The sequence below is a fragment of the Anaerotruncus sp. DFI.9.16 genome, assembly GCF_024461615.1.
Lineage (GTDB): Bacteria > Bacillota > Clostridia > Oscillospirales > Ruminococcaceae > Anaerotruncus > Anaerotruncus massiliensis.
On the sequence record NZ_JANFZX010000035.1, the window covers coordinates 18,839 to 30,055 of the forward strand.

An 11,217-nucleotide genomic window follows, 5' to 3' on the forward strand; every position below is an offset into this window, starting at 1 on the left:
AAGGGCATGAAGCTGGATTTTTACCGGGGCAGGCGGGTGCTCGTGACGGGGCACACCGGATTTAAGGGCGCGTGGCTCTGCGGACTGCTCGGGCTTTTGGGGGCGGAAGCGGCGGGCTACGCGCTGCCGCCGGTCGAGCCCTCCCTCTATATGGTGCTCGGGCTGGAGAGGGAGCTACGTTCGGTCATCGGAGACATCCGGGACCCGGACCCTCTCGAACGGCTCTTCGACGCGTTCCAGCCCGAGGTGGTCTTCCACCTCGCGGCCCAGCCGATCGTGCGGGAGGGCTACCGCGACCCCGCCGGAACCTTTGACGTCAACCTGATGGGCACGGTGCGCCTGCTGGACTGCGTCCGACGGCATCCGGGCGTGCGCTCGGTCCTCGTCGTCACGACCGACAAGGTCTATCGGAACGGCGACACGGGCCGCCCCTTCCGGGAGGAGGACCCGCTCGGCGGGGCGGACCCCTACGCGGGCAGCAAGTCGTGCGCCGAGCTGGCGGTGCGGAGCTATGCGGAATCCTTCTTTGCTTCCGGCCCGGCCGTCTCGACCGCGCGGGCGGGCAATGTGATCGGCGGCGGGGACTTCGCGCCCGGGCGCATCCTGCCCGACTGCGTGCGCGCCGTGCTGGCGGGGGAACCCGTGCGGCTGCGGCATCCCGGCTCGGTGAGGCCCTACCAGCATGTGCTCGAGGCGCTCTGCGCCTATCTGCTGATCGCCGCGCGGCAGGCGGAGGACCCCGCGCTCGCGGGCTGCTACAACGTCGGTCCCGGCCCGGAGGGCCGCGTCACGACGGGGGAACTGGCCGACCTCTTCTGTGAGGCGTGGGGAGAAGGCGCCTCGTGGATTTCCGCTCCGGACGGCGGGCCGCCCGAGGCGGACACGCTCCTGCTCGACGGCGAAAAGCTCGCCTCCCGGCTCGGCTGGCGGCCGCTGTGGGGGATCGAGACCGCCGTCGAAAAGACGGTGGAATGGACGAAAGGCCATGCGGCGGGGGAGGGCGCGGCGGACTGCGCCCGCCGCCAGATGGCGGAATATCTGAGCCTCTTTGACGGCGGGGACGGAGGGAAAGCATGATCCGGCCGTTTTCCTTTGCGCCCGCCGGGCTGGCGGGCGCTTACCGCATCCGGCCGCAGCGGTTCTCCGACGGGCGCGGGTGCCTCTGCAAGGACTATTCCCGCGAAATCTTCCGGGAGGCGGGCATCGACTTTTGTCCGGCGGAGACCTTTTGGACCGAGTCGGTTCGGGGCGTGCTGCGCGGGCTGCACTTCCAGCGGGGGCAGGATAAGCTGGTCCGCTGCGTCTCGGGGCGGGTCTACGACGTGCTCGCCGACCTGCGGCCCGGCTCCGCCACCTTTGGGCGGTGGCGGGCGTTCGAGCTCTCGGGGGAATCGGGGGAGTGCCTCTATCTCCCCGACGGGGTGGCGCACGGCTATCTCGCGCTCGAGCGGTCAGTGGTCGCCTATTCCTGCGGCACGGGCTACGACCCCGCGCGGGAGGGGGGCGTGCGCTGGGACGATCCGGGCCTCGCGGTCGAATGGCCGCTCGAGGGGGACGCCCGCCCCATCCTCTCGGAGCGGGACCGGGCGCTGCCCGGCTTGCGGGAGCTCTGCGGGGGAGCGCCGTGAACGTCGTCTACGCGAGCAGCGGCGGCTACGCCGAAATCGCCGGAATTTCGATGCGCTCCCTCTTCGAGAGCAATCGGGATGTGGAGGAGCTTGCTGTCTGGATGGTCGACTGCGGGATCGGCGGGGAAAATCGGCGAAAGCTGCTGAGCGTCGCGGCGGAATACGGCCGGGCGCTCTTTTTCGTCCACGGCGTCGACCCCTCCGAACGGGCGGGGATCCCCGTCGCGGAGGGCCGCTGGCACCCCGCGACCTTCCAACGCCTCTTCCTCGGTTCCCTGCTGCCCCCGGAGGCGGAGCGGGTCCTCTACCTCGACTGCGACACCCTCGTGCGCCGCCCGCTCGCCCCGCTCTGGGAGCGGCCGTTCGGCTCCTCCAGCGCGCTCGGCGTGGACGACTGCCGCAGCGGGCGGTATGCCGCCGAGCTGGGCCTGCCCCCCGACGCGCCCTACGTGGGCAGCGGCGTGCTGCTCCTCGATCTGGCGCGCTGGCGGCGGGAGGGGACGGAGGAACGGTTCCTTGCATTTTTGCGGACGCGCGGCGGCGACGTGACCTACGTCGACCAGGGGGTGCTCAACGGCACGCTCGGCGCGCTGGGGCAGACGGGCGCGCTCCCGCCCCGGTTCGGCGCGCCCACCGTCCTCTTCGATTTTCCCTACCGCGACCTGCTCCGCCTGCGAAGGCCCGCCCATCCGCCCACCGAGGCGGAGTGGCGCGCGGCGGTGGAGGACCCGGCGGTCGTGCACTTCACCGCCTGCTTCTATTCGGGGAGCCGTCCGTGGAACGCGGACTGCCCGCACCCCTTCGCGGCGGAGTATCTTGCGCACAAGGCCGCGTCCCCCTGGCGGGAGGAGCCGCCGCGCCCGGACGGGCGCGGGACGGTCGGCCGGCTGACGACCGCCGCCGCGCATCTGCTCCCCCGAGGGCTGATGCTGGCGGGGATGTCGTTTTTGCACGCGCGCGCTTATCCGTGGGCGCGCGGGGTGAAAAGCCGGATGCGAAGGAGGCGGCGCGGATGAAGATCCTGCTGGTCAACCGCTACCACTATCCCGTGGGCGGCACCGAAACCTACCTCTTCGCGCTCGACCGGATGCTGCGGGAGGCGGGGCAGGAGGTCTGCCACTTCTCGGCGGCGGACCCGCGAAACCTGCCCTGCGGCGAGGCGGAATTCTTTGCGCGGCCGCTCGACCCCCAAAAGCGCCCGTTCGACGCGGCGCGGATGCTCTGGAACGGGGAGGCCGCCCGAAAGCTCGACGCCCTGCTCGCGCGGGAGCGCCCGGATGTCGCGCACCTGAATCTTGTGCACCACAGCCTGACCCTGTCGATCCTCGGGCCGCTCGCACGGCGGAAAATCCCCGTCGTCTGGACGGTGCACGACCTGTTGCCTCTCTGCCCCAACCACCTCATGCTGCGGGCGGGGAAGCCCTGCGAGGACTGCCTGCGAGGGGGATGCCGCGCCTGTCTCCTGCACCGGTGCGTCGGCGGCTCCGTCTCAAAAAGCCTCGCGGGGAGTTTTGAGACATGGGCCGCCCGCCGCCTGCGCCTCTACGACAAGGTCGGCTGCTTCATCGCGCCGTCCGAATGCTACCGGGCGCTTTTGGAGCGCGCGGGATTTTCCCGCGCGCCCGTCCTGCACCTGCCGAATCCCCTGCCGCCCGGCACGGCGTTCAATTACACGCCGCCCGAGGGGGACTATATCCTCTACTGCGGGCGGCTCTCGGCGGAGAAGGGCCTCTTCCCGCTGCTCGAGGCGGCAAGACGGCTCGGCGCGCCGCTCGTCGTCGCGGGGGAAGGCCCCCTGAAAAGCGCGCTGGAGGCGGCGGCCACGCGGGGAGGCTCCCGCGTGTCCTTCCGCGGCCGGGTGGAGGGGGAGGCCCTGCGGAAGCTCTACCGGGGCGCGAAGTGCGTGGCCGTCCCCTCCCTCTGGCGGGAGGCGAGCGGGTACGCGGCCTGCGAGGCGATGGCGGCGGGCCGGGTCGTGGCCGCGTCGCGCGCCGGCGGGCTGGCCGAGCACGTCGCGGACGGGGAGACGGGCTTCCTCGTCCCGCCGGGCGACGCGGACGCGCTCACAAAGGCGCTCTCCCGCGCGCTCGCCCTTCCACCCGCGGAATATGAACGGATGGGCCGTGCCGCCGCGTGGGTCGCGCGGGAACGGTTTTCCGCCGGGGCGGTCCGCGGGCGGCTGCTCGCGATCTATCAAACGCTCTGCGAGGGGGAAACGCCGTGAACATTTTGCATATCGCGCCCTCCGTCCGCATCGGCGGGGTGGGGTCGCTGCTCGCCGGGCTGCTGCCCCGGCTCGACCGGGAGCGGTTTCGCTGCGAGGTGCTCGCGGAGGCGGACCCGGCGGGGCCGGGCGCGAACCGGCGCGCCCTCGAGGCAGCGGGGATTCCCGTCCGCCCCATCCCGCCGCGCGTGGGAAATCTGCGGGAAAACCTGCGCGCCGTGGACGCGGCGCTCTGCGCGGGAAGCTACGACGCCGTCCACCTGCACCTCGAGGAGTGGTCCGCCCTCTACGCGCTTTTGGCGCGGCGGCGCGGGGTGCCGGCGCGCATCGTGCACGCCCACCTCGCGGGCGTCCGCCTGCCGTTCCGGTTTACCGCGCGGCGGCTTGCCCGCCCGGCGGCGCTGGCGCTTCTGCGCGGCTTCATGCGCCGCGAGGCCACCCACCGCGCCGCCTGCTCCGCCGACGCGGGGCGCTGGCTCTTCGGGGACGCGCCGTTCACCACGCTTCCCAACGCGGTCGACACCGCGCGGTTCGGCTTTTCCGCCGACGTCCGGCGGCGGACGCGCGCGGCGCTGGGGCTCGGGGAGGCGTTCACGGTCGGCTGCGCCGCGCGCTTCGACCAGCAGAAGAACCTGCCCTTCCTGCTCGCGCTCTTCGCGGAGCTGCGGCGGCGCGAACCGGACGCCCTGCTGCTGCTCGCGGGCGACGGAGAGGAGGGGCCAGCCCTGCGCGCCGAGGCCGGGCGGCTGGGGATCGCGGAGGCGGTGCGCTTTTTGGGCGCGCGGGAGGACGTGCCCGCGCTCCTTCAGGCGATGGACGCGTTCGCGCTGCCCACCCGGTACGAGGGCTTCGGCATTGCCCTGCTCGAGGCGCAGGCGGCGGGCCTGCCCTGCTTCGCCCCCGATGGCGCGGTGCCGCGCGAAGCGGCCGTCACCGGGCTTTTGCGGCTCCTGCCGCCCGGGCTTTCCGCCGCCGGATGGGCGGGGGAAATTCTCGCCGCGAAGGGCCTCCCGAGAAGATGCCGCGCGGAAGAAGTCGAAGCCGCGGGCTGCGGCGCCGAAACGGCGGCGCGGCGGCTGGAAGCCCTCTATGAACGCTGCCGCGCGGAGAGGGGGCGGGGTCTTTGAGGCTGCTCCAAAGCCGCGCCTACCTCTTCGTGACCTTCCTGCTCCTCTATAAGCCCGTCTGCGTCTCCGACCTGCCGGCGCTGGCGGCGTTTGACCGGGCATGGGACGCGGCGCGCTACATCGCGGTGGGGACGGGGCTGCTCGTCTGGCTCATTTTCTACCGCAGCCTCTCCAAGTGGATGCTCGCCCTCGCCGCTTTCTGCGGCGCGCGCCTGCTGACCACCTGGTCCCACCTCGGCAGCTTCGGTTCCACCCTGCCGATGATCGTCGTCAGCACCCTTTCGGCCGCCGCCATCACGGAAATGGCGGTCCGCACCGGCCGCCGGGCGTTCCTCGACGGCGCGTCCCTCGCGCTCGGGCTGCTTACGGCGGCGCACTTCGCGACGGTGCTCGCCTTTCCGGGCGGCATGTACGCGACGGCGGCCTACCGCGAAAACTATCTGCTCGGCTACGACAACGCCGCGCTGACCACCCTGCTGCCCGCCGTCTGCCTCGCCGCCCTGCGCGACTGCGAGCGGGGGCGGCGGCTGTCCGTCCGGACGGCGGCGGTCTGCGCCTGCGCGGCCGGGGCGGCCTGCCGGTCGTGGACGGTGACCTCCGCCGCCGTGACGCTGCTCTTCCTGCTGGCCGTGCTCCTCTCCGCCGCCGGGTGGAGGCCCCGCGTTGTAAACGCGGGGACGGCGCTCGCCGGGAACGCGCTGGTCTTCGCGGGGTTCGTCTGCTTTGGGGTGCAGGAGCGGTTTTCCCGCTTCCTCGAGCGGGCCCTCCACAAGGACGCCACCCTCTCGGGGCGCGCGTGGATTTGGGAGCGCGCGGGGGAGGCCTTCGCGCGTTCCCCGCTGACCGGCGCGGGCCTGCCCGAGCCGGCGGAGGCCCGCGCCCTCATCGGCGCCACCCACGCGCACAACTTCTACCTCGACCTTGCGTTCACCGGCGGGCTTGTCTGCGTGGCGGCGTTTTTCCTGCTGCTTTTCCTTTGCGCGCGGCGGCTGTGGCGCTTCCGGAAAACGCGCGCGGGCTTCCTGCTCACGGCGGCGTTTGGCTGCCTGCTGCTCGCCTTTCAGATGGAGCCCTACCGGTTTCACAACTTCCTGCTCTTCACCCTCTGCTTCTTTGCGGGGGAATTTTCCGCGGGGGAGGCGGCGCCATGAAGCCGCTCGCGGTCGCCTCCTGCTGGCAGGTCCCAAACTACGGGAGCGTCCTGCAGGCGTACGCCACGCAGGCGGCGCTGGACAGTCTCGGCGTGCCGAACGAGACGCTCTGGTACGAACCGGAACGGAGCCTGCCCGAAAGGCTTCGCCGCCTTCGGCTCGATCCGGCCCGCGTCGGGCGCAGGCTTGCCCGCGCGGCGGATTCGGCGCGCGAAGCGCGCCTCGGCCCCGGGGCGGCCGCGGGCCGCGCGGCGCGCGCGGAGGCGCTCGGAAAATTCGCGCGGGAATATCTGCGCCTCTCCCCCCGCCTTTGCGGCAGGGCGGCGCTCGAGGGGGCCGTGCCCGGCTACGGAGCGTTCCTCTCGGGCAGCGACCAGCTCTGGCACCCCGCCAACTACCCGGACGGCTTTTATACGCTCGATTTCGTCCCGGAGGAGGTCCCGAAGCTCGCCTGGGCGGCGAGCTTCGGGGTGGACCGCCTCTCTGTCCGCCAGCGGCGGACAGCCGCCCGGTTCCTCCGCCGGTTCGACTGGATTTCCGCGCGGGAGGAGTCGGGCCGTGCGCTGATCGGAGAGCTGATTGGGCGGGAGATCCCGCTCGCCGCCGACCCGGTCCTGCTCCTGCCGCCCGGGGAATGGCGCGCGCTCGAAAAACCCGCGCCGCTCCCCGCGGGCGGCTATCTGCTCTGTTATTTCCTCGGCCGAAACCCCGCCCACCGAGAGTTTGCCGCCCGTCTGCGGGAGGCGTCCGGCCTGCCCGTCGCGGCGCTTCCCCACCTTGACGGGGCCGTCTCAGCCGACCGCGGTTACGCGGATATCCCGCTTTACGGGCTTTCGCCCGGGGAGTTTCTGTCCCTTGTCGACGGCGCGGCCTGCGTGCTCACCGACTCCTACCACTGCACGGCGTTTTCCGCCCTCCTCGGCACGCGCTTTTATCTGTTCGACCGCTTTTTGTCCGGCGCGCGAGGCTCCACCAACACCCGGCTGGACACGCTGCTTCCCCTGCTCGGTCTGGAGGACCGGCGGATTTCGCCCGGCGCTTTTGCCGCCGGGCCGCTGCCGGCCGGGACCCCGGCGCGGCTGGAAGCTCTGCGGGAAAGGTCGCTGGGATTGCTGCGCGGCGCGCTCGAAGGGGCGGGCATGTGAAAGAAGATTGACGAACGGGCGGGAATCGAATATGATGGGAACAGGACCTGTGGGAAAATAAACCGCGCGCTTCGGCGCAAACTAAGACGGAATAACGGCAAGGAGCGATGAAGATGAAAATCCGCAAGGCAGTGATCCCGGCCGCGGGGCTGGGGACGAGGGTGCTTCCGGCGACGAAGGCGATGCCCAAGGAGATGCTGGCGATCGTGGACAAGCCCGCGATCCAGTATATCGTGGAGGAGGCCGCCAAAAGCGGCATCGAGGACATCTGCATCATCCTCAGCCGGGGCAAGCACGTGGTGGAGGACCACTTCGACCGCTCCCCCGAGCTGGAGGACCACCTGCTCAAAAAGGGCAAGCGGGAGGTCTACGACGAGGTGGTGGGCATCTCCCAGCTCGCAAACATCACCTATGTGCGCCAGCAGGAGGCCAAGGGGCTGGGCAGCGCGGTGCTCTGCGCGAAGCCGTTCGTGGGGGAGGAGCCGTTCGCGGTGCTCTATGGCGACGACGTCATCATGGGGAAGGACCCCGTCTGCCGCCAGCTGATCGAGCAGTACGAGCGCCATGGGCTCGGCTGCCTCGGCATGAAGGAGGTGCCCTTCGACCAGGTGACGCGCTACTCCTCCCTCAAGGTGGACCCGCTCAGCGGGAACGTCTACCGGGTGAGCGACATGGTCGAAAAACCGCAGACCCCCGAGCAGGCGTTCTCCAACTTTTCCATCCTCGGGCGCTGCATCCTGCCGCCCGGCATCTTTCAGATCCTCGAGTCGCTGCCGGTGGGCGCGGGCGGGGAATACCAGCTCACCGACGCGATGAAGGTGCTCGCGCGGGAGGAGGGGATGATCGGCGTGGATTTCGTCGGCACCCGGTACGACATGGGCAACAAGCTGGGCATCATGCAGGCGGCGGTCGAGACGGCGGTGAACCACCCCGAGATCGGCCGGGAATTCCGGGACTACCTGCGCGAATTCGTCCGCACGCTGTAAAAGGGCAAAAAAAGAACCGCCGGAAGGCGGTTCTTTTTCATCGGTTTTCATTTCACGCGGCCGCATGGCCCGGACGGACCATGCAGAACTGCTTGAGGGAAAAGTGCTTCTGAACGACCTCGAAGAGGCGGAAGCCGTAGTGCTCATACATTTTGACGTTCTTCTCGTTGTGGGTCTCGAGCGAAACGAGCAGGTCGTTTTCGTCGGCGTAATCCTGGACGGCGCGCATCAGTCTGGTTGCGACGCCCCTGCCGCGCATCGACGGGCGCACCGCGAAGTAGACGACGTGCATGCGGCGGTCGGAACCGATGTCGTCGGTCCACACCGAGTTGAGGTAATCCTTGCCTTTGAGGAAGTTCCAGAAGGTCCGCAGCGAATGGTCGTCGCGGATGAGGTACGCGCCCGTCTTGAGCGCGTAGTACAGCTCGATGGCGTAGTACTTGAGCGGGTTATAGGGCTCGGTTTCGTCCGAGACCACGATGATGCCGTTTAGATCGGCGCTGTCGGCGTACACCTCGCAATTTTCAAACAGTTCGTCCAGGTCGCAGCTAAAAAGTTCCGGCAGAAGTTTTTGGCGTTTGTCCTTTTGCGGGATCAGTTGCAGGTAAAGAGGATCCTTCGCGAAGCACTCGGTCAAAAGCTGGTTCAGCTTCGGCGCGTCCTCTTTTTCCACGCGGTATAATCGGTCGGTTTTCAAGATTCACTCACCTTTAAATTTTGTTGATTGGTACAAATAGGCACAACATATTTTGGTGAGTATGGCTAGGTCATAGTTCCACCCCTAAGCGTTTTGTTTGCCGGATGGAACTGCGTCCCTGGATGCTCTGATTATAGCACTTTGCACAAGGAACCCGCAAACGGATTGTGGCGCGCGGGGGCGTCCTAAGCCGCGCCGGGGCGCGGCCTCGGCCCCCGGGAAGGGTGCGGCCTCTGTTTTTCACGCGATTTCTCGCGGTTTCTCCGGCGCGCGCGTCGGGACCGGCATGGGTTGGGCCAGTGAGATTCCGTCCGTTTGGCGGCGGAATTTCGCCTCGCCCGCCGCCCGTCAGTCGAGCTGGTAGACGCTGCGCGCATTCTGGCAGGTGATGTCGAGCAGCTCCTGTGCGGAGATCCCCTTGATCGCGGCGAGCCGCTCGGCGGTGTGGGGAATGAGCGACGAGTCGCACCGCCTGCCGCGGAAGGGCTCGGGGGTCATGTAGGGGCAGTCGGTCTCGACGAGCAGCCGGTCGAGCGGCACGGCGGCGGCCGCTTCGACGGGCTTTTTCGCGTTTTTGAAGGTGACCGCCCCGCCGAACGCGAGGTACATGCCGAGCTTCAAAATCTCCCCCGCCATCTCCGCGCTGCCCGAGAAGCAGTGCAGGATCCCCTTGGGGCGGTATTTCCTCAGCAGCGCGAGGGTGTCGGCGTGCGCCTCCCGGTCGTGGATGATGACCGGCATGCCGAGGTCGTTGGCCAGCCCGAGCTGCGCCTCGAAGACCTGCTGCTGCACGTCGCGCGGAGAGAAGTCATAGTGGTAGTCGAGCCCGATCTCCCCGACCGCGACGACCTTGGGGTCGCGCGCGTAACCGGCGATGGCGTCGAGGTCGCCCGGCGCGAAGGAGCCCGCCTCGTGCGGATGCACCCCCGCCGCGCAGTAGAAATAATCATACGCGCGGGCGAGCGCGAGCCCGGAGGCGGAGGTTTTCATGTCGCTCGCGGCGTTGACCACCGCGACGACTCCCTTGGCGGGCAGCGCATCGAGCAGCGCTTCGCGGTCCTCGTCGAACCGCTCGTCGTCGTAGTGGGCGTGGGTATCGAAGATATTCTGGTACATGGCGCACCTCACAGAAAAAATATTATACTACGAAATAGGTACATGGCGCACCTCACAGAAAAAATATTATACTACGAAATACTTGACTAATAAAAAATATCGTAGTATAGTGAAAGCGAAGGAGGGGATTCCATTGAAGCTGATCGACACCTATCTCGGCAGGCATGGGAAAAAGCGATACGATGTCTTCAAGGAGACGGGGCTCAGCCAGCAGACGCTCGCGAGCGCCAACGGGAAACCCGCCGCGGCGCTGACCGGAAGGATCCTCCAGGCGATCGGCCGGACGGTCGGGGAGACGCCGGGGCGCGTGCTGGATGAAATGCTGATGATCGAACAGGAGGGGCTTGTGATGACCGTGACGACCAAGGAGGAACTGCTCGAGGCGCTCAAGCGCGCCGCCGACCGCATCGACGTGCAGGGCGGTCTGCGCACCGAGGTCCTCAGGCTCGCGAAGAAGAACTTTATGGCCTCCTATACCGGCGTGGCGCCGGGGTCGATCTACATGATGGAGCCGGGAACGCCCTACGTGCAGATCGTGGAAAACGCGATCAAGCGGGCGGTGTGGTTCTTCATGGGCGTGGACGAGGAGGAGAAGGCGAACCTCGAAATCTCCGAGCGGATGCGCCTTTATAACCTGCACGTCGAGGAGCTTCCGGACGGACACACCGGGATCCGGCTGGTGCAGCGCCAGCTCGAGTACCTCGACGGGAAGGGGAACCTCTGAAAAGGACGGCTGATGCAAAGGCCCTTTGCATCAGCCGTCGTTCTTTTTTTCTTGAAAAAAGAACCAAAAAAGCGCTTCTCAGGATGGGGTGTTCCGCGCCTGCGGGCGCGTCAAGGGGCTCCGCCCCTTGACCCCGCCGCCTTTTTGGAAAAGGCGGGCGAAAACTTTGATTCCACGGGTATTCTACGGCGCGTGGGCGGCGAAGGGCGGCGCCTCGCCTGAATAAAAAGTTTTGAAGGGGCCCGGGGGTAACTTTTTCAGAAGCCCTTTGCTCCCCGAAACGTTTGATTTTTGTCTCACGGGGCGCGTGGGCGGCGAAGGGCGGCGCCTCGCCTGAACCAAAGTTTTGAAGGGGCCCGGAGGAAACTTTTTCAGAAGCCCTTTGCTCCCCGAAACGTTTGATTTTTGTCTCACGGGGC

At 68.2% G+C, this 11,217-nt stretch carries 11 protein-coding genes; 9 read left to right on the forward strand and 2 right to left on the reverse strand.

The genetic code is table 11. From position 1 onward, the window contains the following. The first annotated feature begins 6 nt into the window (after positions 1–6). The 8 genes from rfbG to galU all read left to right on the forward strand — a co-directional run bounded on the left by rfbG (position 7) and on the right by galU (position 8,261). A complete protein-coding gene (gene rfbG / locus NE609_RS12090) occupies positions 7–1,077 on the forward strand; it encodes a CDP-glucose 4,6-dehydratase (protein WP_256152640.1) in 1,071 nt (356 codons plus the stop codon). After that, the gene (locus NE609_RS12095; protein ID WP_256152641.1) at positions 1,074–1,628 is read left to right on the forward strand and encodes a dTDP-4-dehydrorhamnose 3,5-epimerase family protein; all 555 of its coding nucleotides are present in this window, start codon (positions 1,074–1,076) and stop codon (positions 1,626–1,628) included. Before rfbG ends, NE609_RS12095 begins: the two co-directional genes overlap by 4 nt. Next, complete coding sequence (locus NE609_RS12100; RefSeq protein WP_256152642.1) at positions 1,625–2,644, forward strand: glycosyltransferase family 8 protein; 1,020 nt, start codon at positions 1,625–1,627, stop codon at positions 2,642–2,644. The genes NE609_RS12095 and NE609_RS12100 overlap by 4 nt, the downstream gene beginning before the upstream one ends. Continuing rightward, positions 2,641–3,852, forward strand: a complete 1,212-nt coding sequence (locus NE609_RS12105) for a glycosyltransferase (RefSeq protein ID WP_256152643.1) — start codon at positions 2,641–2,643, stop codon at positions 3,850–3,852. The genes NE609_RS12100 and NE609_RS12105 overlap by 4 nt, the downstream gene beginning before the upstream one ends. Next, positions 3,849–4,979 carry a glycosyltransferase gene (locus tag NE609_RS12110; protein ID WP_256152644.1) on the forward strand — a complete coding sequence of 377 codons (1,131 nt, stop codon included), beginning with the start codon at positions 3,849–3,851 and terminating at the stop codon, positions 4,977–4,979. Before NE609_RS12105 ends, NE609_RS12110 begins: the two co-directional genes overlap by 4 nt. Beyond that, positions 4,976–6,130 carry an O-antigen ligase gene (locus NE609_RS12115; RefSeq protein ID WP_256152645.1) on the forward strand — a complete coding sequence of 385 codons (1,155 nt, stop codon included), beginning with the start codon at positions 4,976–4,978 and terminating at the stop codon, positions 6,128–6,130. Before NE609_RS12110 ends, NE609_RS12115 begins: the two co-directional genes overlap by 4 nt. Beyond that, a complete protein-coding gene (locus NE609_RS12120; protein WP_256152646.1) occupies positions 6,127–7,275 on the forward strand; it encodes a polysaccharide pyruvyl transferase family protein in 1,149 nt (382 codons plus the stop codon). The genes NE609_RS12115 and NE609_RS12120 overlap by 4 nt, the downstream gene beginning before the upstream one ends. Before the next feature lie 113 nt (positions 7,276–7,388). Further along, positions 7,389–8,261 (forward strand): UTP--glucose-1-phosphate uridylyltransferase GalU, encoded by an 873-nt coding sequence (gene galU, locus NE609_RS12125; RefSeq protein WP_172439150.1) that lies wholly within the window; start codon positions 7,389–7,391, stop codon positions 8,259–8,261. Positions 8,262–8,313: 52 nt separating this feature from the next. Here the strand turns inward: galU and NE609_RS12130 are convergent, their stop codons facing one another. Further along, positions 8,314–8,958, reverse strand: coding sequence for an N-acetyltransferase (locus NE609_RS12130; protein ID WP_121586871.1), 645 nt, complete (start codon positions 8,956–8,958; stop codon positions 8,314–8,316). Positions 8,959–9,306: 348 nt separating this feature from the next. Next, positions 9,307–10,074 carry a TatD family hydrolase gene (locus tag NE609_RS12135; RefSeq protein ID WP_121586870.1) on the reverse strand — a complete coding sequence of 256 codons (768 nt, stop codon included), beginning with the start codon at positions 10,072–10,074 and terminating at the stop codon, positions 9,307–9,309. Between the two features lie 133 nt (positions 10,075–10,207). Between NE609_RS12135 and NE609_RS12140 the strand changes: the two genes are divergently transcribed. After that, the gene (locus NE609_RS12140; protein ID WP_121586869.1) at positions 10,208–10,798 is read left to right on the forward strand and encodes a hypothetical protein; all 591 of its coding nucleotides are present in this window, start codon (positions 10,208–10,210) and stop codon (positions 10,796–10,798) included. Positions 10,799–11,217 lie beyond the last annotated feature (419 nt).